This window comes from Candidatus Neomarinimicrobiota bacterium (assembly GCA_022573815.1).
Classification (GTDB): domain Bacteria; phylum Fidelibacterota; class SORT01; order SORT01; family SORT01; genus JACZTG01.
This window is the reverse complement of sequence record JACZTG010000003.1, coordinates 130117-153477: the sequence shown is the minus strand read 5'-3', so window position 1 is coordinate 153477 and position 23361 is coordinate 130117. Positions and strand designations below refer to the sequence as shown.

General features: G+C 40.6%; 20 protein-coding genes. 1 reads left to right on the top strand and 19 read right to left on the bottom strand.

Translation table 11 applies throughout. From position 1 onward, the window contains the following. The 10 genes from IIB39_02320 to IIB39_02275 all read right to left on the bottom strand — a co-directional run bounded on the left by IIB39_02320 (position 1) and on the right by IIB39_02275 (position 11059). Complete coding sequence (locus tag IIB39_02320; protein ID MCH8927534.1) at positions 1–1578, bottom strand: phosphoglycerate dehydrogenase; 1578 nt, start codon at positions 1576–1578, stop codon at positions 1–3. Positions 1579–1582: 4 nt separating this feature from the next. Next, positions 1583–2647 carry an alanine--glyoxylate aminotransferase family protein gene (locus IIB39_02315; GenBank protein ID MCH8927533.1) on the bottom strand — a complete coding sequence of 355 codons (1065 nt, stop codon included), beginning with the start codon at positions 2645–2647 and terminating at the stop codon, positions 1583–1585. After that, positions 2647–3381: an HAD-IB family phosphatase gene (locus IIB39_02310; GenBank protein ID MCH8927532.1), complete on the bottom strand. Its 735-nt coding sequence runs from the start codon at positions 3379–3381 to the stop codon at positions 2647–2649. Before IIB39_02310 ends, IIB39_02315 begins: the two co-directional genes overlap by 1 nt. A 148-nt stretch (positions 3382–3529) precedes the next feature. Next, a complete protein-coding gene (locus IIB39_02305) occupies positions 3530–4483 on the bottom strand; it encodes a hypothetical protein (protein MCH8927531.1) in 954 nt (317 codons plus the stop codon). Between the two features lie 24 nt (positions 4484–4507). Beyond that, complete coding sequence (gene nadC / locus IIB39_02300; GenBank protein MCH8927530.1) at positions 4508–5368, bottom strand: carboxylating nicotinate-nucleotide diphosphorylase; 861 nt, start codon at positions 5366–5368, stop codon at positions 4508–4510. Positions 5369–5376: 8 nt separating this feature from the next. Further along, positions 5377–5865, bottom strand: a complete 489-nt coding sequence (locus IIB39_02295) for a hypothetical protein (protein ID MCH8927529.1) — start codon at positions 5863–5865, stop codon at positions 5377–5379. A gap of 11 nt (positions 5866–5876) precedes the next feature. Then, positions 5877–6380: a hypothetical protein gene (locus IIB39_02290; protein ID MCH8927528.1), complete on the bottom strand. Its 504-nt coding sequence runs from the start codon at positions 6378–6380 to the stop codon at positions 5877–5879. A 10-nt stretch (positions 6381–6390) separates the two neighbouring features. Next, positions 6391–6993, bottom strand: a complete 603-nt coding sequence (locus IIB39_02285) for a zf-HC2 domain-containing protein (protein MCH8927527.1) — start codon at positions 6991–6993, stop codon at positions 6391–6393. A gap of 2 nt (positions 6994–6995) precedes the next feature. Then, positions 6996–7532: an RNA polymerase sigma factor gene (locus IIB39_02280; protein ID MCH8927526.1), complete on the bottom strand. Its 537-nt coding sequence runs from the start codon at positions 7530–7532 to the stop codon at positions 6996–6998. A gap of 47 nt (positions 7533–7579) precedes the next feature. Beyond that, on the bottom strand, positions 7580–11059 hold the full coding sequence (locus IIB39_02275) for a UvrD-helicase domain-containing protein (protein MCH8927525.1): 3480 nt from the start codon (positions 11057–11059) through the stop codon (positions 7580–7582). 129 nt (positions 11060–11188) lie between these two features. Here IIB39_02275 and IIB39_02270 point away from each other — a divergent pair, with 129 nt between their 5' ends. Continuing rightward, the gene (locus tag IIB39_02270) at positions 11189–12007 is read left to right on the top strand and encodes a DUF92 domain-containing protein (GenBank protein MCH8927524.1); all 819 of its coding nucleotides are present in this window, start codon (positions 11189–11191) and stop codon (positions 12005–12007) included. A 19-nt stretch (positions 12008–12026) separates the two neighbouring features. On the opposite strand, the gene IIB39_02265 is transcribed toward IIB39_02270, so the two are convergent. From IIB39_02265 to IIB39_02225, 9 genes are all read right to left on the bottom strand, one after another. Beyond that, a complete protein-coding gene (locus tag IIB39_02265) occupies positions 12027–15179 on the bottom strand; it encodes a PD-(D/E)XK nuclease family protein (protein MCH8927523.1) in 3153 nt (1050 codons plus the stop codon). A gap of 91 nt (positions 15180–15270) precedes the next feature. Further along, on the bottom strand, positions 15271–16644 hold the full coding sequence (locus IIB39_02260; GenBank protein MCH8927522.1) for a DUF4340 domain-containing protein: 1374 nt from the start codon (positions 16642–16644) through the stop codon (positions 15271–15273). Positions 16645–16647: 3 nt separating this feature from the next. Continuing rightward, positions 16648–18201 carry a GldG family protein gene (locus IIB39_02255; GenBank protein ID MCH8927521.1) on the bottom strand — a complete coding sequence of 518 codons (1554 nt, stop codon included), beginning with the start codon at positions 18199–18201 and terminating at the stop codon, positions 16648–16650. A gap of 3 nt (positions 18202–18204) precedes the next feature. After that, complete coding sequence (locus tag IIB39_02250) at positions 18205–18987, bottom strand: ABC transporter permease subunit (GenBank protein MCH8927520.1); 783 nt, start codon at positions 18985–18987, stop codon at positions 18205–18207. Next, positions 18984–19925 carry an ATP-binding cassette domain-containing protein gene (locus IIB39_02245; GenBank protein ID MCH8927519.1) on the bottom strand — a complete coding sequence of 314 codons (942 nt, stop codon included), beginning with the start codon at positions 19923–19925 and terminating at the stop codon, positions 18984–18986. The genes IIB39_02250 and IIB39_02245 overlap by 4 nt, the downstream gene beginning before the upstream one ends. Then, positions 19922–20911 carry a DUF4381 family protein gene (locus IIB39_02240; protein MCH8927518.1) on the bottom strand — a complete coding sequence of 330 codons (990 nt, stop codon included), beginning with the start codon at positions 20909–20911 and terminating at the stop codon, positions 19922–19924. Before IIB39_02240 ends, IIB39_02245 begins: the two co-directional genes overlap by 4 nt. Then, entirely contained in the window at positions 20908–21786 is an 879-nt protein-coding gene (locus IIB39_02235) for a DUF58 domain-containing protein (protein MCH8927517.1), read from the bottom strand. The genes IIB39_02240 and IIB39_02235 overlap by 4 nt, the downstream gene beginning before the upstream one ends. A gap of 42 nt (positions 21787–21828) precedes the next feature. Next, entirely contained in the window at positions 21829–22821 is a 993-nt protein-coding gene (locus tag IIB39_02230; GenBank protein ID MCH8927516.1) for an AAA family ATPase, read from the bottom strand. Positions 22822–22849: 28 nt separating this feature from the next. Then, a complete protein-coding gene (locus IIB39_02225; protein MCH8927515.1) occupies positions 22850–23353 on the bottom strand; it encodes a tetratricopeptide repeat protein in 504 nt (167 codons plus the stop codon). Positions 23354–23361 lie beyond the last annotated feature (8 nt).

Genomic DNA, 23361 nt, shown 5'->3' with positions numbered 1-23361 from the left:
TTAAAATTTTACCTGCTCAACTTCAATAATGTCTTCTTCATCTGCTAATAATTGTAATATTTCCTCCGTGAGAGGTGAATCCAAATTCACAAGAGACAGCGCAACTCCGCTTTTTTCACTTCGCCCGAGATTGAACTCGGCGATATTTTGATTTTCTCTGCCGAGTATGGTACCAATCTTACCTATTACTCCCGGTTTATCTTCGCTCTTGATAAAGAGCATGATTCCTTCCGGCTTAACTTCCATATGATATTCGTTCACTTGAACTATTCTTTTATGTTCCCCCGCGAATACAGTACCACTTACAACAAAATTTCCACCCGGACCGCTTACCTTACTCTTGATCAAATTTCTGTAATTCATACCGTCATGCACGTAGCTTTCAGTTACTTTGATTCCTCTTTGTTTCGCGATATAATGGGCGTTAACGTTGTTGATAGGGTCTGTTGATGATGAAGATATGAAACCCATCAACACACTCATCGCTATCGGCGTAACTTCCTTAATATCTCCATTACACGTGATTTTCATTTTGCTGATTTCGCCGCCTGTCAGCTGCGATTGCAGGACGCCTATCTTCCACGCAAGATCGATGAATGGCTCAAGCATAGGACTTATTTCGCCGGCGAACGGAACGTTTAACGCGTTCTCAGCCTTATTATGCAGCAAGAATTCTCCCACCTGGCGACACGCTCCCATTGAGACCCCAACTTTCGCTTCTTCAGTCGAAGCGCCGAGATGCGGCGTTAAGATGACATTATCAGCCTTCAGCAATGGGCTCCCTTCGGGCGGTTCGTTCTCAAATACATCTAAACCTGCTCCCTTGATTTTTCCGGATTTCAGAGCATGGGAAAGCGCATCCTCATCTATTAAGCCACCTCGCGCGCAGTTAATTATCATAATACCCTCTTTCATCAACGCTATGGTCTCGGCATTGATTATATTTCTGGTATCATCATTTAACGGCAAATGCAGCGAGAGATAATCTACCTCTTTTAAAAGATCATTCAGTTTAGAGGCTACTGCTCCGCTGGCTGAAATTATTTCATCCGAGACATAAGGGTCATAAATCTGAATTTCCATTTCAAACGCCTTAGCGCGCAGAGCTACTTCTTTACCTACTTTGCCAAATCCTACAAGACCTAATTTTTTATTTTTCAATTCCCGACCAACAAGAGAGGAACGTTCCCATCTGCCTTCCTTGAGACTTCGGTCAGCGTATGCCACATTCCTTGAAAGCGCTAACATCAAAGCCATTGTAAGTTCTGCGGCTGCGTTTGAATTAACGCCCGGAACGTTCATCACAACGATACCTTTTTTAGTGGCGGCATCGATATCAATGTTATCCACTCCAACACCGGCTCTGCAAATTACCTTAAGTTTTTCCGCTGCTTCGATAACATCCGCTGTTATCCGGGTACCGCTCCTTATGATGTGCGCATCGGCATCTTTTATCGCTTCTATTAATTCTGCCGGAGAAAGGTCTGTTTTCATTTCAACTTCAATATCCTTCAAGTCGTTCAGCAATTTGATTCCTTCTTCGGAAACCGGATCTGTTATCAGCACTTTGAAAGCCATTATTCTATCCTAATACCTCATCCAATGTATTTAACAGCCTTTCCACATCTTCGGGCATTACGTCTCCCATATGAGCAATACGGAATGTTTCTCCTTTCAGCTTACCGTAGCCGTTTGCCATTGTGTATCCTTTTTCCCGCATGGATTCTATCAGCCACGCGATATCTTTCTTCTCATTGTTCCTGATACAGGTAACTGTCGGAGAAAGATAATTCTCTTCACCAAAAAGATCAAAATTTGCCTTTGCCCATTCCGTCACCAAATCAGCCATCTTCCGATGCCTATTGTATCGATTCTCCAATCCTTCTTCAAAAATATCGTCTATCTGTTTAGATAGGGCATACATATGAGGAATCGAAGGAGTAGATAATGTTTGAGAACGTTGATGATATTTTTCAAATACTTCAAAATCAAAATAGTGACCTTTATTTTCAGCGTTTTTCGAACGTTCCAAAGCCCTGTCAGAAACTGCCGCCACAGCAAATCCCGGAGGAAGCGCCCATGCTTTTTGCACGCTTGCCAGACAGACATCCAATCCCCAATCATCCACTCGTATTTCCGTGCCGGCCATTGAGGAAACAGCATCGACCAGCAAAGCCACATCATCAAATTTTTTCACGACTTCAGCGATTTCTTCAAGAGGATTCAGAACACCGGTGGACGTTTCATTATGCGTAAGACATACGGTATCGTATTTGCCGGTTGAGAGAGCTTCTGCCACCAATTCCGGTTTGATGGCTTCTCCCCATTCAACTTCTACGGCATCAGCTTCCTTCCCGCAGCTGATACATATATCGTACCAAAGTTTACCGAACGCCCCGCAAATTAAATTTAGGGAACGTTTACGGATTACATTCCGAACCGCAGCTTCCATAAGTCCCGTTGCCGTGGAGGAAGATAGATAAATCCTTCCGTCTGTATTGAGAATTTTGGCAATTCCCGATGTTATCGTTTTATATAAATCAGATGCCTCCTTTGAGCGGTGCCCGATAGTTGGACCTGTCATTGCTTCTTTGATTTCATCGCGGACATACACAGGGCCGGGGAGAAAAAATTTCGCTTCGGTCATCAGGACTTCCTCACAACGCTATCAGAATACAAATTGATTCCCCGCTCCACCAATTCTTTGTGGACACCTTTTTTGTACGACTCTAATTCGTCGTCGTCCAACAGTATTTTCAGCAGTGGAGCGAAACTGTTACATTCCACATATATATCGGACGACTCCATTACCTTTTCCCTTCTTACCGCTCCCCCGTAACCGATAAACAATTCTAACGCCTCTGCCGCCTCCATATCATTGCTGCCGTCGCCAATAAGAGCCGATTTTCCGAATTCTTCTGATATTTTCTCCGAAATGTGAAGCTTGCCGTGTTTCGCTACTAAAGGAGAAGATTTATCAAATCCTGTGTATTCACCTTGCTGATTGAAATACACTTCAACAGAGTAAACATTCTTATAGTCAATGTTGAGATACCTTGCGAGATAATTTACGGCAGGCTGAAGTCCGCCTGTGACAATAAAGATATTTCTGCCTGCATCCTGAAGCAGCTCGATTACTTCCTTCACATCTCTCGATAGATTTGCTATATACAAATCTCCCAAATCCTGCACCTGTTCAAGCGTGGGTTGCACAAGGTCGAGCCGTTCCTCAAAGATATCAACCGTAAGGGAAGAATGATCCATTGACCTTCTCGTGATGGCAGAAACTTCATCCCAAACATTGTTCATATCCGCAAGAAGATCGATTCCTTCCACATGCGTGATAGTGCTGTCGCAATCAAATATTACGTTCTTTATCATGGGAGAATAATTACCATTTTAACAAACGTAAATCTATCTTCATCCCTTTGAAAATGCAATGATAATAAATATTTTGTAATTGGTAATGGTGGAATTAAAACGCCGGAACCCCATTCGGAGCTCCGGCGTTTTGGAACTACTTAAGCTATCAGTTTTTGGGTCTTATGTTATATGGCATACCCCATACTTTCATATTCACGGGTCCATCAAGATCGAATACTGTTCCCCAATCAAGGGCATCCACAAAACCGTGTCTCATTCTACCCCGGGAGGATCTCGATAAAAATGAATTGCTGTACGTATTATCGTCAGCGACTTCATCAACTCCTATTCCATCATCGCGGAGGCGCCTTCTTCCCTTATCGAATCTACTGCGTGCGCTGTGATGCAGCAAAACCAATTCATTATTATACACGCTGCTGTTAGTGAGTGAAAGAAATACATTTACTGTGTCACCCGGCTCAAATTCAGGCAGGTCAGTCCATGAGTAGAACGTATTGAGCGGATCCGTGATGATCAGAGAGTCTCCGCTTAGTGAAATCATCGCGAATTTTTGGAATTCAAATGTGCTGTTGACAGTTCCCCCGACAACAGGAGTAATTCCGGTAATTCTCCAATTTAATCTCCGGATTTCACCATCACCGACTCTCCGTAATTTAATTTTCCTCGTCATATCCATTTCAAAAGGCTTGGCAATCGTATCAATTGATGAGGAATCAGTCAACCGGTAAACTATAATGAAATCGCCCGTTATTGTTCCTACAGACGTCACAATAGCGATTGAATCACCAATGACCTCCACGCTTCTTTCAAAGCTTTTACTGTCGATTCGTCTTCCAATTCGTATAGGTTGAATGGTATCTCCGGCTGTTTTCTGTAAACTTCCATCGGTTGAAGAGCTGATATTCACCGCTTCTCCGTCATTCAGACCATCGTACTGCTCTAAACTGTCTGTAGCTGCGATTATGGCAAGTATTGCCTCTTCGGCTGTGTCGAAATCAAAGTTCGAGTTCAATAACTCATCATCCGAACAGGCCGAAAGGGAAAACAGTATCCCTGTAATCAAAGCCAATTTTAGCGCTTGTTTCATTAATCTTTCCATCTCGTTTTCCTTGTTTTGTTTATCCTATTTCGTATTCATCAACATCGTAAAGTCGGAGGATTTCGCTGAATGTGTCAGCATTCCCACGGAAATGTACCCTGCTCCCGCATCTGCGTACGCACGGACATTTTCGAGGGTTATACCTCCTGATACTTCAATAGTCCACGATTTTGGTAGATCATCCCTGATTTCTTTCACTTCATCGGGACTCATATTATCAAGAAGTATCCTATCAACACCCCTGACCATTGCTTCTTTCACATCTTCCTTACTTCTCGCCTCTACAATTATTTTAATAAAATCTCTCTCTTTGCCTACTGACCTAATTACATTATTAACCGCTTTTCTGAGTCCTCCTGCCCACACCGCATGATTTTCTTTCACAAGAATTTGATCGTAAAGTCCCATTCTGTGGTTACTGCCGCCGCCCGCTCTGACAGCGTATTTTTCGATATTCCTTAATGTGGGTGTAGTCTTGCGAGTATCCAAAATAACAGAATCAGTTCCTTCAACTTTCGAAACGAAGTTAGCTGTTAGTGATGCTATTCCGCTGAGCCGTCCGAGGAAATTCAGAGCCACCCGTTCTGCTTTGAGCATAGAGCTTCCGTTACCTTTGATTTTCATTATTGTAGCATTTTGATTAAAATGCTCGCCGTCCTCGAGAAGCGTTTCTATTTGGAGAGTATCATCCACTTCAGTAAAAGACATTTTCGCAATCTCAACTCCGGCAAGCGTTCCTTCCTCCCTCGCTATTATGGAAGTTTGGGCGAATTGTTCCTCTCTGAGCACCAGCTCGGTGGTGAGATCGCCATCTCCAATGTCTTCCTTTAACGCCCTTTCCACGAGTTTTCCTATGTCTTCTTTTAGTTTGAAGTCAAGTTTCATTTAGTCTGTTATTTCCGTTTATGCTTCATCTTCATATGACCTCTGTCATGCATATTGCCCATAAAACTTTTTCCGTGCATACTCTTTTTAAATGATTGCCATTGTTCATCGGTGAGCGATTTTTTAATTTTGAAATGGCTGCTAATGTGAAGTTTTCTCATTCTGCTCTTTTGATCGGCTATCTTATCGATTTGATTGTTAATCTCTTTTTCCGACGCGTCATCCATCATCATTTTTCGCAGCTCGAGTTCGTTGATTTCAATCTTTGATTTAATTTCAATCTGATTTTTCTCTAACTCAAAATGAACATTTTTTATCTTTTTCAATTGTTCCTCACTAAGACCTAATTCTTCCAAGTGCGGATATGGAGGCATTGACATCATCGTTTTCATTTTATCAATGTGGTCTCCATGTTGGTTTTGTGATAAACCCGGCGTAGTTAGCAGCACCGTGACTGTTATCAGAGCGAGTGCAATGGTGGATATTTTAGTTTTCATCTTTATTCTCCTTATCTTCGTCTCATTTTGCCTTTGTTCATTCGATTTCGCTGGACATCCCGCATCATATCCACCATTCGCTCTCTAAATCTGTGTCTGAATATTATTAATCTCGCTTGTTGGTCGGTGGATAAAATCCCATCCATATCCCGAATGAATCTTGCGTGTTTCTGAATGATATCAGTTTGGATTTCCGTTAGATCATTAATCGTTTTATCAAGCTCTTTCGCATCTATTTCACCCTTTTTAACGTCCTCATGAAGATTGCGAAATATCTTTTGTCTCTGCTGTTCAAGCTCTTCTATCTTTTTATCTTCATTACGCAGCTTTGGGAAAAACTTCTCAGCCTGTTGCTCGGTAAGATCAAGTTCTTCCGTCATCTTCCATATGCGAAGCATTTCAATTTGCTGACGCCTCGGCGGTTTTCTCATCCTATCGAATTGACTCCCGGGAGGCTGTGCGAACAACGAAATCGGCACAATTAGTAATATGCTGAACAGTATCAGTTTCTTCATCTGAGTTCCTTTAAAGTATCTGTTGGTTGTTAAATTTTTCATAAAATTCTTCCCATTCTTCATCGCCGAGGAAATCAATAGAGTTATAATCTTCCGAATCGTAATCAAATAAATTTCTATACTCCCCTATCTCATCGTCAATTATTTCGGAAAGAAAATCCCAATCTTCCGAGTTGAATGTCTCGCTGATTGCCGCAATGGTAATAATTTCCGTATGAAGAGCTCCGGAATAATAAATATTTTCAATCTGATTATTTTCTTCGTGAGCTCTGTTCTGAATATTTAATAAAAGCAAAGTTGAAACGGCGGCGACAATAACTACGCTGACTGCTCCAGCCCATCGGGGAGAAAAGAAAAAATTAAATCCTGAGAATATACTATTTCTTTCTTCTAATTTTGTCCTGATTTGCGGAACAAGTGATGCGAAATATGTATCGGAGGGCATATCAAAAGGAACCGTTCCATAAATATTCAGCACTTCTTTAAGTGATTCTATATTCAGAGCGCACTCTTCACACCCTTCAAGATGAATACGCAATTCGTTCAACTCTTTTCCTTCGAGCTCACCTAAAACGAACTCGGTTATCTTTGAATCAAAATGAGAATGCGTCATAATTATTTCTTCTCTGAGGCTAATTTTTTCAGTTTATTGAGCGCTTGATGAAAATTCGCTCGTGATGCGCTCTCGCTTGTGCCCATTATCAAGGCTATCTCATTAAAAGATTTATCCTCGTACATCCTTAGCACGAATACCGCTCTCTGTTTATTCGGCAATTCCGCCAACGCACTTTCCACGAAAATTCTTCTCTCTTTTTCTATTATATTTTCTTCCGGTAATGGATTATCCGCTGCGATAGAATCGACATATTCCTCTATGGAAGTTGTAGAAAAGAGTTTTTTACGCCTTGATTTGCTATAAACAAGATTTAACGCAATTCTTGTCAGCCAGGTGCCAATTTCAGCGTCCCCTCTAAAACTCTTGAAATTTCTGTATGCCCTCAAAAATGTCTCCTGTACTATATCGTCTGCTGTTTCATGAGTTCCAACCATACCTCTTACCGTGCCGTAAATCCGTGGTCCGTATTCCAAGACTAATTCATTGAAACCCTTATCTGGATTTAAGTCTTCCCCTTTTGATATATCATCATCCATCCGGTTTTGTCTGTCTACTTAATTAGACGCACGAATTATCATTTCGTTTAAGCGCCTTTGCAATAATTTCCGTAATAACCACAATTATCACACGATTTCGGATTTTTCAGTATATCTCCCGTACCCAATTTCGTAAACATATCTCTTAGCTGATTCTCAACCTGCGCTATCGAATCATCATTCACTCTAAGCTCCTGCTCCACGCCAAGTCGCGTAAAAAAGATAGACGTCCTCAGCGGGTAATCGTTGGTAATATCTTTTATCGCTTTCGCATAAAGCAGCAGCTGAGGCTTGTAATGTTCTAATTTCTTATTTAATTGATCTTTATCCACAACGTCTGTTTTATAATCTAATAGATTCCATCGTTCATTGAATTCATACATTAAGTCAATTGTGCCCTCGATAATTACGCCATCAAATTCGATGAAAAAGTTCTCCTCTCTTTTGATACTTTCCTCAGGCAGAGATTGAAGTTGTCGGAAGATCTCGGTTTTTCTGAATCGTTCAACTATTCTTTTCAATTCGTCCGCATATTCTTCTTCCAATTTTCCTTTAATCTCATCCTTCCGTAACATTTTATCAATAAGCGAATCGAATTCTTCTTCCTGAAATTTCAATTGAGACAAAAATTTGTGAGCTAAATCCCCGAATTTTTTACCCGATGCGGGTTCACTTTTGCCGGATTTGCTTTCCGTTTTATCAGGCTCCTCAATACCAAATATCTCCGACAACTCATATTTTTTGGGACATTCAATATATTTCATAAATACTGTAGGTGTAATCCGAACAGGATAATGTTTAGCTTTGATAGGCTCGATATATTTCGTGGATTTTAAGATTTCCGGAGAAAGTTTAACCGGTTTTTTCTTTAAATCAGCAGCTTTCACTTCTTTCAGTTCCTTAACGATAGGAATTGTCAGACCGTTAAATTGGACGGCGTCAGTTTCGTCATCAGAATCGAGTCCGATGCCTTCCATTATCTCTTTCAACCACGAGCCTTTTCTGGGCGAGGTGAGAGTCTCTTTTTTCTTTTCTCTCGCTCCGGCAAAGAAGAGATAGTCTTCCGCACGGGTCATAGATACGTATAGCAACCTTCTTGTTTCAGAAATATCTTTTATCTTATCCAATTTCTTTAATGACCATCCGATTATATCAATTTCAACTCTGTTTCCGTGTATCAGACGATATCCGAAACCTATACTTCCATCATAATAAAACAATCTGCTTTTATTCGTGACTGTTGAGTTCAGATCGGGAAGATAAACGACCGGAAATTGCAATCCTTTCGCGCTGTGAACTGTCATAATAGCCACCACGTCATCACCTTCAGCATTAGAAAACGCCTCTCCCTCGCTTATCTCCAGGTTCTGTATTCTGTTTAATTTCTCCATCAGGTCGCCGAAAGTTTTGACTCCGCCTTCCTCTAACCTGAATACAATTTCCTGAAGCTTATATACATTCAACGCCTTTTGCTCGCCATCTTTAGAGCTCAACAAAAATGGGATATAATTTATTTCATCAATAATTTTTTGGATAAATTTTGATAGATTGAGACGATCCTTTGCTTCTCTTAAATCGCTGATAATTTTCTTTGCTCTTACAAACTTTTCTTTCTCTACTTCTGAGAATAGTTCGCCGTTTCCATCGTTGAAAGCAGTTGTAAAACTGCCGGTAACACCCATAATAAACAACGTGTTATCCGATAAACCAACAATAGGCGACCTTAACAAGGAGGCTAAAGAATAATCATCTCTCCTGAACTCTATAACCCGCATTAAATTCAGCAAATCGACTATTTCATACTTATCATAAAAACCTTTTCGAGTGTTAAAATAATATGGGATGCCGAAGTCGTTAAACTTATCCAAAATCGTCTGAACCTGAGTAACTTTTCTCAGAAGGATGCCTATATCACGATATTCAATAAATTTTTCTTCATCGCCTTCTGTTTCTGTTTTCTTCCTGCCGACAATTGAGAGAATATGAGATGCCAGAATATCCGCTTCTTTTTCTCTGATTGTCGCTTCATCATCATCTTCCAATACGGGCATTAGCAGCTGAATTTTCTGCTCTTCGCCGTTCGATTTTCGGTGAGATTCCATTTTGCCGAGTTTGTTTTCATATCCGCCCTCATTATCTGATAGCAGGGAACGAAAAAATGAGTTCTGAAATTCAATCAGCTCCGGCTGACTACGATAATTTGTCGAAAGGTAATCAGGTTTATCCAGCCCCACTTCTTTCATCATCTTCCTGAAATTTGATACTTCCGCACCACGAAACTTGTAAATTGACTGATTTTCATCCCCAACTAAAAAGAGAACGGGTCTGTTTTTTCCTTTTGAGACGAGAATTCTGATAATTTCCATCTGAATATCGTCGGTGTCCTGAAATTCATCAACAAGAATCTGTTTATACTGTGAGTTGTACTGTTCGGCAATGTTTTTTTGTTCGGAGAGCAGCTGCATCGCCTTAAATAGCAAACCGTTATAATCCAACGCTCCCATTGATTCCATTACTCCATCAAATTCCTTGTGCAGTCTTCCAACCAGCTTCAGCGTTCCGGACAGAAGTTTCTCTATCGATTCGGAGTGCATCAGCTGAAATTCAGCTTTCCCTACTCCGAGGAAATCATCTATCTTTTCTCTGATAGTTTTTAACGATTCCTTTACTATATCTTTCTCTCCTTTCTTCCACAGGGCGGATTTTCCATACCTTAGAGAGATAGAATCTCTAATCGAAGATAATAATTCAAATTTTCTGCCGAGTCCCGCTTCTTCGCTGAGCGATTCGAATTGATTGAGAACAATTTGTCTAATAATCGCAAGTCTGTCCGAATCGTCGGTCGGTTTACAGTTAGAAAGATTCTCCGAAGCATTTATCCATTCTGGCTGTTGGCTCAAACTGTTGTATTCGTTTTCGAATATTCTATCTGTCGTATCGTTATAGAGGCCATCAGTTACAAGCTCGGCGCTTGTTTCAAGGGCTTTGTTTAGCCGATATCTATCATTTAGAGCCATATGCGCTAATTCGTATAAACCGTTTAATTTGATTGAATGAATAAGAAACAATTCATCCTCGTCATCAGTGCGCAGAAAGTTCGAAATCAGACGGCTTATTATCTCGTTATTCATAATCTTTGATTCGCTCGAATCGAGTACCCGGAAGTTCGGCTCCAAACCGGCTTCGATAGCGTTCTCTTTCAGTATCGATTGGCAAAAACTGTGAATTGTTGATATCGGCGCTGAATCAATTTTCCGTAAAGCCTTCTCCGCTATTATTTTTTTCTCTCCTTTACCTGATTGAAAAACTTCCTGAAGCCGTTCTCGTACACGCGATTTCAGCTCCGAAGCTGCTTTTTTGGTGAATGTTATAGCGAGAATTTCATCAATCTCTGCGAGTCCGTCTAAAACGATTCTGATATACCGCTCAACCAATACTCTTGTCTTACCTGAACCCGCGCCTGCCGAAATAGCCATCGTTTTTTCAGGATGATCTACCGCCGTTTTCTGCTGTTTATCTAATTTCATGGGAATTTTTAATATAAACGTTGAAAGGCACGGTTGCAATTAACTATGAAGTTCCTATCTCGCTGATTTAGGTAGAAACTTAACAGCCCAAAAAACTATCTTCTTATAATCAGAATTGGTTATTACCGAATGAATGACTTATATCAAATTAATAATTCCTCTTTATATCAGTGGCTTGTATTTCTTGTTCTTCTTGCGCTCCTCTCTCAGAAAGCTAAATTTCTCAGCCGCAGTGGGCTTATCGCCGCTTTCAGTGTAGGATCGATAATAATTGCAACAGGTGAAAAATGGCTATTCCCATTGATTCTCTTTTTCGTTCTTTCAAGCATACTTACCCGCATAAGCGCATTCTACAAAAAGACAGAGAAGTCAGAACGCTCTCCGCGCACGGCAAGACAAGTTTTAGCCAATGGCGCCGTGGCTGCGTTATCCGCCGCCGGATATATGTTATTTCCAATTCCGGCGTTGATGATACTATTTCTCGGCAGTCTTGCGGCTGCAACTTCGGATACCTGGAGCACCGAGATAGGAGCGTTTTCAGGAGCTCAGCCACGGATGTTGACGAATTTTAAGAAAGTACGAAAAGGAACATCCGGCGGAATTACTTTTATAGGCAGTGTGGGGGGAATCGTTGGTTCGGCTGCGCTTGCAGTCAGCGGGTTAATTATTTTTGACGGTGAATCCTTGACGCATTATCTTGATTCAGGAATCAGACCCGTTTTTATCGGCGGCATCACGGGAAATTTATTCGACAGTTTTTTGGGAGCAACCCTTCAATCGAAAAACCGCTGTGTCGTTTGCGATAGTGTAACCGAAGAAAATTTGCACTGTGGACAACCTACTCTTCATTCAACGGGTATGCGGTTGTTAAATAATGACAGCGTTAATTTTCTTTGCTCTCTCGCCGGCGGTTTGTCTGCCGTTATATTTTGGCTGCTGTCCGGGTAAGAGGAATATTAAGTTCCGATCAATCTTTGGATGTTTCCGCGAATCGGCACAGATTGGACCATTCACACGGTGTTTTACAATCTTTCGGTTCCACAAGGAATTTCCCTGAACGGATATTCCTCACATACTCTCCCACAAAATTCTTTGTCACCTGGAAAATATCATCCCAATCTTTATCGTCAGCTTTATTAAATGCGAATGTTTTACGAAGTTCTTTTAAACCGTAATAATATCCGGAATGAGGCTCTGAATTTTTATCGCTTAGAATTGTTTGTTTAACCGCCTCAATATAAAGAGGAAGCTGGAGATTTATTCCGCCAAGAATGCTTTCTATATTCGGGACACTGCTTCCGGATTTATAATCCAATACGGAATATTCGCTGAAGTCCTCATTAGCATCAATCCTGTCTATTCTTCCTTTTAACCGAACGCTGAAGTCCTCATATTCCAAAATGAAAGGAGTTTCAACTGAATAAGGAGACTCGTTTTTTCGGGCTTTCAATCCGAAAGCCGTTTCAACCGCTATTGGGGAAATGCCGTCATCTCTCTTTTTTTGATCCTCTTCTACGAATCGATTTAGAACTTCCTTCGCTTCACCGGCGCTAAGCTCCCATAATATGGGCGCGATACCGTGCATTTTATATTTATCGTATTTCATTACTGATTGAAGGGAGATTGACATCAACTTTTTGTTCCCTTCCAAGCTATTATCAGACTTTCCGTCAATAACCGCAGAATAATATCGCTTCAGGACATCATGGTAGAACGAACCCTTATCAAGCGGTGTTACCTCTTCTCTGAATTCTTCCTCAATTTGAAGATTCCATACTTTCTCTATCAGGTATAGAAAGGGGCACTTCCCGTATCGCTCAATTTCAGTCGCCGACCAATCCTTTTTATCATCGTTTAGTTCAGAAAGTAATTTCAATGCCGTCTTATCATCCATAATTCCGGAATAGGACGGAACTTTTTCCATTTGCCGTTGTCTCGCAGCTACCATCGAAATCAGACGACTCAGACTTTCTTCCTTGACACCGGCTGAAATTAAAACATCGCTGTCAATGAAACCGGCAGAAGCAACTGCTCTCATTAACTCCTCGGCTGAAGCCGGAGGATATGCCGAATCAAACATCTTTTTAACCGATCCCGATTGAACAGGGACGGCAACTTGGCCTCTGATCTTCCTATAAACGACTTCCGTTGCATCCAGAAAACTCGATCGCAAAACATCTCTACCTTCCGCATCGATAGAAGAATAGCATAAAAATATTTGCTCGTCTGCTCTTGCGAGTGAAATATAATAAAGAAGTTTTTCTTCGTCGTGTATGTTTTCCGCATCCTTGCTCAACGAACTTGAAAACTTTTTGTCCAGGAGATTTCTTATTCGATTGCTCAGAAGTCCCGTGGAATGTCCCCTCACAGGGAATACGCCCTCAGATAAATCACATATGAAAACTGTGTGGAAACTCATCCATCTGGCGTCCATAACTTTCATCACTTCCACTCCACCGGGAAGATTTTCTCTGTCTCTTATTTTTTCATCATCCAATGCCATAAATAACATATTCCGAAAATCTGAATATTTCGTTTTTCTTTCCGGTAAATATTCCTTCAATGCATCAAGCATTTTCATACTCTTCTCGAATGCATAGCGATTGGTCAGTTCCGAATTATCTGTCATCTGTTTCAGTACACTTTCTATTCCCATAAAATCGATTACTTTTCCGGCGTACTCGATGTACAGATCGCCTTCGTTTAGTCCGCTTGGAGGGGTGAAAACGTCAAACAGCTCGCGTATGACGGATATGGCAGTTTCAATTCTCCCTCTGTCAACTTCCGATAGATGGTAATCAGCTTTCGATTTCAATAGATAGGCATCAAGTCGTTTGATACAGCTTCGCTTGTCATCGGTAGCTCCGGCTTCTCTCATTACTTTTAAAATGAAGTGGGTATCAATTTCTTCCGCGCTGAAAATTATCCTTGTATAATTTGAGGTCAACAAGCTTCTTAAATCGCTTCCGATGTTTCGTTCCGGATTAATTGATAATAACTTTTTCAGATAACAGACAGGTTGGTACTCAGATAACGGTAACACCTCATTAACCGTTACCGGAATTCCGAATCTGTTGAATGTCTGCTCAAGCAATTTAGGAAACAGTCTCCCCTGCCTGAAAATTATTCCTACGTCAGACGGAGTTATACTTTCATCGGCGATTAAACGTTTAACTTTTCTGGCGATAGCTTCCGTTAATTTACGAGAGCCGGGTTCTTTTATAATGCTGATAGGGATATTTTCTGCCTTATCGGAAATATTCTCTCCTTCATCAAAAATATTTTCCCGTATCATCGCTATGGGCGATTCGCCCCACTTGCTATATTTCGGTTGCAAACTATTAAATCCCTCAAAAAGACTAATCGCACTTTCTGCGTATTTAAAGACTGTTTTTCTATTGTCATCATAAAGATGGGTTGCGAGTACATCGTCAAATTTCTTAAATAAAAGTTCGAATAGTCTCCTTTGCAGCGGGATATAATCGTAAAACCCGTCCACGATTATTGCTTTATAATCACTGAATATGGTATTATCAGCCGATAGCTGTTCGACCGCTTTGCTTAACCGTAAATCTGTGTCACCGATTTTTCTTTTGTCACACTTACCGAGATATTGTTCATAGAGTGCCCGAATTTCAGATAATTTCTGTTCCTGTTTCCAGCCTATTTTCAAATCCATAAGATCGCTTGGCATTATCATAGATTGGATGAATTCGCCGAATAGCTTGAGTAATTCGGCGGGGAATCCCAGCAGCTTCGAGGCTTCATTAAAATATTTCAGTTCCCCTGCTGATGCTTTCTCCTCAATTATGTCAGAAACCATCTGATGGAGTTGATACTTTTTTGCGTTTTCATATGGGGATTGATTGAATTCTTGTCCTATTTTTTTTGTCAATTCATTTAAAGAAAGAATTGATGAGTTAAACAGACCGCCGCTGTTTTCTGCGATAAGCCTCTTATATTGTGTCACAGAATCATGCATCGGGACGATGAGGAGAAATTTTCTGTTACTTTCAGCGTACTCTTTTATCCGGCTGATAATTTGTTCGGATTTTCCGGTTCTTGCCGGACCGGAGATTAGAACTTTGCTTTGACTATGAGTTTGATTAGGCGCGCTCATTGCTCTGAATATATCCTATAACAACGCTTTGTTCAAATCATAAAAATGCCGCTCATTGCGAGCGGCATTAAAAAGTAGACTTACAGAAGGATTAAGTCTCTTCTAATTCCGAATTATCTTTCTTCTGGAAAAATTCTTTTTGAATTTTTAACTTCTCCAGTGAAGCGGAATTAACTCTGAATATGGCTGTGCTCTTACCTGATAGAATATATGATTCATCGTTTACACTGTTTCCAGCTTGAATGGAATTCACTAATTCCCCATTTTCCGATATACTCAGATAGAAAATCAGTGGGCTGATTCCGTAATTATTCAGGTTTTCCGGTTCATAATTTTCAATTGCGGTTGCTTTGAGCGAGAGCAAATTATCCAAAAATTCATTAACTTTGGATTCATCCACAATGAGATTTTCGGTGGAAATCAAATTCCACAAACTGTCATTTTTGGTCAGATGAATTTTTGTACCGCTATATGTAAGCATAATTTCATCCACTTTATCTTTTTCAAATGTCAGCAACTCTTTCTGAATAAACACGAACGGATCTCTTTCAAGATATTCAGCCAAACTTGAATCAATGAGCATTATAGCCGAACGGGAGGCATCGCGGGCATATCTATATGGTTTTCCATCACGGGTGACAGCATTGCCGATCAGCAGAATTTCCTGTCGCGGCGGGTCCGATGCCCACAGCCTGATTGAAGTTTCTCCATCCTCTAATCCTGTTATAGAATGAGAAGGTAGATCAATATCTATGAATTCTTTTGCTTGCCCATTTGTTAGCCTTGAGAAAAAGGCGTTCATCTTAACAGTTTCAATTGGCAAAGTGGCGGGAACAGCCATGATATAGCTAAGCTTTGCCGCGTCCCAATTTATATCATAATTAAAAGATTTTCTTCTGACGAATATTTTGTGAATTTCGTTACTTTTCAGAGATAAAATATTTTTTTCTCTCAGGTCGTATAATTTCTTATTGCTCTGGGTAAAGAGTTCTTTCGGTACGGTATATATGCCCGAATCATTATGCCGCTTGGCGAATACGAATTCACCGGTGGGACTTTCGTCACCAATGGAGTATCCCGTTTCGAGACTGTCTTTCGATAGAAATTTCAATGAGACCTTTGACGGATCCAGCCCGAAAGTCGTCAGATTCGAACTATCGCTTACTTTTCTTCCTTTATCTGTTTTACTGACAGTCCTAATCAGAGTGTTTATCAGATTTTGATTTGCTTTTACTCTAATAGGGTCACTGATATACCATATATTTTCTGATTTTATTAGAGATACTTTTTCTTCCTGAACTATTATCTCTATTTCGGTAATGCTGTCTGCTTCAATAGTGATGAATTTCTTATCTAAAAATTCTTCAACCTTTCGTTCTTCTCCCGGTTTATAATCCAGAAAATAAACGGCTGCTACTCCCGCAACTAACAGCACGACTAACAGGATTGTGGATTTGAATTTCATAGGTTATCGCCTGCGTTTAGAGTATATAATCACTCCCAATAAAAGAATGGAAACCGGAAGTGATATGACCAATAGCCAGAATACCACGCTGGTTTGCTTTAGACTCATTTCAATTCGTCTGTCCTGAGGGTCTTTCGGTCGAATAGAAATAAGTTCTTCATCCTCCAATAGCCATGATACCATATTGAGAAACAAATCTTTATTCCCGGAAGCGCGAGCGAGATATGGATTAGAGGCGAACTCCGAATCGCCTACCACGATGAATCGTCCTACATCGAATTCTTCCTTCACGCTTCCCACAATGCCGAGAACAAGCGGACCGGCGTTATCAGTATTTTTGTCAAATCCAACTTCATTTTTTTGAAACGCCTGAAAATCTGTTTCACCCCATGAGCTTAAACTTGTGCTAAATAATTCGACCAAATTATATTCTGCCGGCTTGTTTTCACTGTCTATTTTTAGTGAGCGAGCAGTTGGGAATGCGGTAGTCAGTCGGAAATTCTTAGTAATCCTATGCCGCCCGTAGGTTGCAGCAGTCGGCTCTATAGAAACTCTGGTATTTCTTTTCAGTCCGCCTCCCGATATTATAAAAGATGCGCTTTGCTCAACTACAATGTCATTTTGCACTAACACTCCCAGATCAGCCAGCATATTCTCCAAACCTTCATCATTCACTTGAGGTTCAAGCAGTATGAACAAACTGCCTCCACTCTCAAGAAAGAATTTCAGAGCTTCCACCTCTGTCGGAAGAAGTGTTTTTTTAGGTCCCGCGACGATTACTAACGACGCATCATCAGGAACCGGTAATTGATTGTAGAGGACGAGACTCTCTGTTTGATAATTTATTTTACTAAATTCTCCCGCAACTAATGAATATGAGTCGCGTTCGTCAACTGACAACTCAAAACTTTTCTCACCATGACCTGATAGAATATATATCTTATGTGTTTTTGTGCTGGTGACTTTTATAATAGCGTTTGTAAGACCTTCTTCGCTGGGAGATTGTATCCTTTCCTCTCTACTTCCGGACTGCACAACCAATTCTCCGTATTTCCTTACACCTAAACTTTTCGCCAGCTCAGGATTCTCATCAGGATCAATCACCTCATAATCGAACGAACTTGAATGGTAGGAATACTCTTTTAAAAAATCCTCGATACTGCCCGCCTCCAATTTCTTCTGAAAGGCATATACTTTCACATCTGTATCGAGAGCTTCTAGTAAGTTTACGGTCTGTTCAGCAAGACTGAATTGACCTGAAGAGGTAGTATCGATTCTCCAGCTGTGCCTGAACAATGTAAAATTTATCAGGACAAGAATTCCGAGCACTACAAAACTTACAATAATAGCGTTCAAACCGTATTTAGTGGAGCGTTTTCCCAAAAAGGCAAATGCCATCTGCCTTTTTACCACTAAATTGAAAAGCAGGATTCCCGCACCTACGGAGGTAATTATAACGCTCGAAACAGTCCAAACATTATTTACGATGAATAATAATATCCCTAAAATAACTAATGGAAAAGAAGCGATTAATAGATACTTATTATAGTTTTTCATTCGCTAACCTCTCCATTTTGCTGATTCAACAGCCTGATAAGTAAGAAAGAGGGCAAAAAATCCAAACGAAATATAAAATACAAAGTGGGATGAATCTATGATACCTTTGGCAAAATCCCCAAAATGACCCATTACGGAAAGATACTCTAATACTCCTCCTAATGTTGGACCGACAAAATTAGATGCCCAACCGATGAACCAGAGAATCATCATAGCGCCAAAACAACCCACAGCCGCTATTATCTGATTTTCGGTGAGTGATGATATGAACGTTCCTATGGCGACCGTCAATGCTCCCATCAGAATTAGCCCGATATAGCCTGATACCACAGGCAATAAATCAGGATTCCCGTAGATAAACAATACCGACACATAAGAAACTGTTCCCAAAATCATAATAATGTAGACGCTTAGTCCGGCAAAAAATTTACCCAAAATGATTTCCCAATTGGTCAGAGGAGAAGTGAATAGGAGTTCAATAGTCCCGCTTTTCTTTTCCTCAGAAAACAATTTCATTGTTATCATCGGAAGCATAAATAGAGTTATAACGCTCATATTCAGAAATAACGACCTGATAATCATTTGGTTTATATCCATTGGAGGAACTTTCATATTGAATTGCTGTGCCTGTACCATTACCCTGAAGCTGGTTTGAATGAAATTTTGGAGGAGCAGATAGAAAAATATACCGCTGATGGCAAGAAATAATGCGATTACCACATATGCTATCGGCGATACAAAATAAGACTTAAGCTCCCTCATATAGATATGATATGTATTTTTCATGCCTCTTCCCCCTCATCTGTTGTCAGCTGAAGGAATATTTCCTCAAGGCTTTTCCCTACTATTTTCAATTCAAGAAGTCCCCATCCGTTATTAACAATACATGCTGCTACTGATTTTCTCGCATCAGTTTTTTTGTCAATTTCTATTTTATAAACCAAACTCTTCCCTTCGCCGCTGCTTTCTACACTTTTAATTCCGGACAGATCTTTGAGTGCGCTTGCCACATTCTTTGAAGGTCCCTCAATGGTAACTTCAATATTCTCGTGTCCTTCCAATCCCGCTGTTAGATTCTCCGGAGTATCTTCGGCAACTATCCTTCCTTTATTGATAATAATTACTCTTCCGCAAGTAGCGCTAACCTCGGGAAGTATATGTGTGGAAAGAATAATCGTATGGTCTTCTCCCAACTCTTTTATGAGGTTTCTTACCTCAATTATCTGTTTAGGGTCTAAACCGACTGTGGGCTCGTCCAATACAAGCACTTCCGGGTCATGTATAAGAGCCTGCGCGATACCGATTCTTTGCTTGTAACCTTTTGAGAGGTTGGCGATAAGCCGTTTTCTTACGTCTAACGAGTTGGTTCTTTCTAAGGATTTTTCCAATTTCATTTTCAGGTCCTTTCCACTCAGACCCTTTATCTTACCGACGAAGGTCAAATATGATTCAACCGTCATTTCATGGTAAAGAGGCGGATGTTCCGGGAGGTATCCGACACGCTTCTTTACGCTCATCGCGTTATCAAACACATCAAATCCCGCGACAGATACGGTACCTCCGGTAGCTGACATAAAACATGTCAGTATTCGCATAGTTGTGGTTTTTCCAGCGGCATTCGGGCCGAGAAATCCAACCACTTCGCCTTTATCTATGAAAAACGAAACATCTTTCACCGCCTGGAAACTTCCGTAATTCTTCGTTAAGTTTTTTACATCTATCAAACTTTTTCCTCCTTGACCGGAACTGTCATTGATACATTTCCGGAATTATTTTCAATAGGAACTACTTTTGTTTTCTCAACCAGAGCGACTGTGTTATCCAGCAATTTCCTGCCAACGGATAACTCAGGCTTGAACCGCGCGAATTTTACCAAATCACTTTCCGTCAGTACCGATTTTACAGTGTCGCCGATCGTATCATATAATAGTTCGTTCTCAATTGCGTCAAGCATTTCGGTTGTAGTCATTTCAAGCGCTTTTAAAAAATATCTATTCTCTATATATTCTCTTAGTATTTTTGATAATTCGGTAAAATATGGGCTTAGATTTTCTTTTTCAACAAGATTTTCTTTTTTTAATCTAATTAATGCTTTTAACGCAATTTCGTGTGCGGGCTTGATTACGATAGGTTTTCTAAAAGGTATCATTGGCTTATCATTCCTCTTTCTCCACAGATAATAGGCTGCTGCTAAAATAGCGATAGCAACCATGATTCCAAACAGCAGTTTCCAATGACCGAACGGCTGCGGAATTTCCACAGGTTCTTTTATATCTCTAATATCCTGAGCATCCGCCGTTAAAACACTCTTGACGTAAATCCAGAGACTGTCTGTGTAAGCCGTTTTTCTGTTGGAAGAATCTGATTCATGCCAATATACGACCTTCTGAGATGGAATAACTACAGCGCCTGTATCAAACACAAACGCTTCAAATCTGAGATTCTCAGTCCAAACGCCATCATCGTTCTTCTCTCTGCTGATTATTGGTTCGCCTACTTCAATCGGAAGCAGTGAAATACGCAAATCGGGAAGTTGAAGTTGATATTCTTTGTTATGGATAATTTCGAAGTTCAATTTCAAAACGTCTCCGACCCTAAGCGATTCCGGCTCCGCAAACATTTCAACGCGAACTCCCTGTGCATTTGCAATTGGTGTCGTAGAAGCGATTAAAATTAATAGACAGAATACCCGATGAACTTTCATATTCATCGAAATCTTTTTGCCCTTTGTCTGAAAAACTTATACAACGGTTCTACGTAGGATTCAGATGTATTTATTGTAACAAAATCCATACTTATTTTTCTAAACATCGTTTCCAAATATTCCCGTTGAGCCTGTCTCTCCGCAGCGTATGAAATTCTGGTATTTCTGTCTGAACTATCAATCACAACGTTTTCCCCGGATTCCGCATCGAATAAAGAAATAAGCCCCGCATCAGGCAATTCCTCTTCCAACGGATCAGTGACTTTTATTGCTATGACATCATGTTTTGAGGAAGCCACTCTTAGAGATTTCTCATAACCCTCATCCATAAAATCAGAAAGGACGAATACCACAGAATTCCGTTTTATCACTCTCAAAAGATAATCAAGCGCTGATTTCAAATCTGTGCCGCTGTTCTGAGGTTCGTGATAAACTATCTCTCTTAACACTCTCAGAACGTGCTGTCTTCCCTTTCGCGGTGGAATAAATTTCTCTATCCTGTCAGTGAATATCAGAACTCCGACTTTGTCATTATTTTTCATTGCCGAAAAGGCGAGCAATGCGCATATCTCTATAGCAACCTCGTCTTTCATACGATAATGTGTACCGAAGGTGCCTGAGCGACTCATATCAACAAGAAGCATCACTGTAAGTTCCCGTTCTTCGCTAAATATCTTCACGAAAGGAGCGCCCGTTCGGGCTGTAACATTCCAATCGATATTCCTGATGTCGTCGCCGGGTATATACTCTCTTACCTCGCTGAACTCCATTCCACGACCTTTGAAAACAGTGTGATATTCGCCGCTGAAAATCTCGTTTACCAGACTTTTGGTGCCGATTTCTAATCGGCGAACGTTTTCGAGTACTTCTTTAGGCAGCATATTATTATAGTTTAGATTTGGGCGCTAACAACTGAATTAAAATCAAGGTACTTCAACAGTATCGAATATCTTTTCGAGAAGGTTTTCCGAGGTCATTTCTTCCGCCTCGGCTTCGTATGTCAAAATCACTCTGTGCCGCAATACATCCATTCCGATCGCTCTGATATCTTCCGGCGTTACATAACCTCTCCGCATTATGAACGCGTGCGCCTTGGCAGCCAATCGAAGAAATATCGAGGCTCTCGGAGACGCTCCATAGGATATCAGACCTTTCAACTCACTCAATCCCACAGATTCAGGATCCCGGGTCGCAAAAACCAGATCTACTATATATCGCTCCACTTTTTCGTCCATATAAACTTCATCCACGACTTTTCTTGCCGATAGAATTTCCTTGGTCGTAACCACGGATTTTACTTCGGGTATTTCACCTGTATTGCCCATCCTCTGCATAATTTCTAATTCTTCGGCTCTGTCAGGATAATCTACGACTACTTTCAGCATAAAACGATCTACCTGAGCTTCCGGTAGCGGATATGTGCCTTCTTGTTCTATAGGATTTTGTGTCGCAAATACAAGAAACGGCTGTTCAAGCGGAAAAGTCTCCGTTCCAATGGTAACCTGTTTCTCCTGCATCGCCTCTAACAATGCGCTTTGTACTTTTGCGGGGGACCTGTTAATTTCGTCAGCGAGGATAAAGTTAGCGAATATCGGTCCTTTACGGGTTGTAAATACGCCTTCTTTCTGATTGAATATCAGGGTACCGAGCAAATCTGCCGGCAATAGATCGGGAGTAAACTGGATTCTCTGGAATTTCGCTTTTATGATTTTAGCTAATGTGCTTACCATTAGTGTCTTGGCTAAACCCGGAACACCCTCAATTAAAATATGACCATCAGCTAATAGACCTATCAATAGACGACGGATGAGAGTCTTTTGACCAATTATAACCTTATCGAATTCCGTTATAATTTTTTCAATAAACCGGCTCTCAGTTTCTATCTTGGAGTGCAATTTTTCTAAATCAACTGCCATCCATTTGCTCCACTATATTATTCACAAATTATATTCCCTCAGGCTTCAAAATATTTTTCAGTGCGCTGATCTCATCTAAATCTTTCCCGAGATACTCCAGCTCAAACTTTACAGCCTGAGCAAGTTCATCGTCAGAATATTTTTCCTGAAATTCAAGATACGCAGCCTGAGCTTTATCATAATCTTTTAAATAGTTTGCGTAAATATATCCGATCATAAATTGAGCTTTCGGCGCTAATTTACTCTCTGCGTACTCTAACGTCACACGCCTGTATTCGGTTACAGCATTGTCATAATCCTTTTTGATGTTTGTATAAGCGTCCGCAAGTAAGAATCTTCCTTCGGAAGTATGTGCACCCTTAGGATAATTTCGTAACATTTTTTCAAGTGATTCAATCGATTCATCGTGATTCTCCTGTGTTCGAAACACTTTTGCCTTTGACCAAAGCTCGTTCTCCGTTTCTGTTGATGAGCAGGATGCCGACAAAACCGCCGTTAAGGCTAATAAGCCTACAGTGTGAGCCAACTTCATTTATTATT

Coding starts and splice junctions, on each gene's coding strand:
- IIB39_02320 (MCH8927534.1), bottom strand. CDS start 1,578: ATGGCTTTCAAAGTGCTGATAACAGATCCGGTTTCCGAAGAAGGAATC.
- IIB39_02315 (MCH8927533.1), bottom strand. CDS start 2,647: ATGACCGAAGCGAAATTTTTTCTCCCCGGCCCTGTGTATGTCCGCGAT.
- IIB39_02310 (MCH8927532.1), bottom strand. CDS start 3,381: ATGATAAAGAACGTAATATTTGATTGCGACAGCACTATCACGCATGTG.
- IIB39_02305 (MCH8927531.1), bottom strand. CDS start 4,483: ATGGAAAGATTAATGAAACAAGCGCTAAAATTGGCTTTGATTACAGGG.
- nadC (MCH8927530.1), bottom strand. CDS start 5,368: ATGAAACTTGACTTCAAACTAAAAGAAGACATAGGAAAACTCGTGGAA.
- IIB39_02295 (MCH8927529.1), bottom strand. CDS start 5,865: ATGAAAACTAAAATATCCACCATTGCACTCGCTCTGATAACAGTCACG.
- IIB39_02290 (MCH8927528.1), bottom strand. CDS start 6,380: ATGAAGAAACTGATACTGTTCAGCATATTACTAATTGTGCCGATTTCG.
- IIB39_02285 (MCH8927527.1), bottom strand. CDS start 6,993: ATGACGCATTCTCATTTTGATTCAAAGATAACCGAGTTCGTTTTAGGT.
- IIB39_02280 (MCH8927526.1), bottom strand. CDS start 7,532: ATGGATGATGATATATCAAAAGGGGAAGACTTAAATCCAGATAAGGGT.
- IIB39_02275 (MCH8927525.1), bottom strand. CDS start 11,059: ATGAAATTAGATAAACAGCAGAAAACGGCGGTAGATCATCCTGAAAAA.
- IIB39_02270 (MCH8927524.1), top strand. CDS start 11,189: ATGAATGACTTATATCAAATTAATAATTCCTCTTTATATCAGTGGCTT.
- IIB39_02265 (MCH8927523.1), bottom strand. CDS start 15,179: ATGAGCGCGCCTAATCAAACTCATAGTCAAAGCAAAGTTCTAATCTCC.
- IIB39_02260 (MCH8927522.1), bottom strand. CDS start 16,644: ATGAAATTCAAATCCACAATCCTGTTAGTCGTGCTGTTAGTTGCGGGA.
- IIB39_02255 (MCH8927521.1), bottom strand. CDS start 18,201: ATGAAAAACTATAATAAGTATCTATTAATCGCTTCTTTTCCATTAGTT.
- IIB39_02250 (MCH8927520.1), bottom strand. CDS start 18,987: ATGAAAAATACATATCATATCTATATGAGGGAGCTTAAGTCTTATTTT.
- IIB39_02240 (MCH8927518.1), bottom strand. CDS start 20,911: ATGAATATGAAAGTTCATCGGGTATTCTGTCTATTAATTTTAATCGCT.
- IIB39_02235 (MCH8927517.1), bottom strand. CDS start 21,786: ATGCTGCCTAAAGAAGTACTCGAAAACGTTCGCCGATTAGAAATCGGC.
- IIB39_02230 (MCH8927516.1), bottom strand. CDS start 22,821: ATGGCAGTTGATTTAGAAAAATTGCACTCCAAGATAGAAACTGAGAGC.
- IIB39_02225 (MCH8927515.1), bottom strand. CDS start 23,353: ATGAAGTTGGCTCACACTGTAGGCTTATTAGCCTTAACGGCGGTTTTG.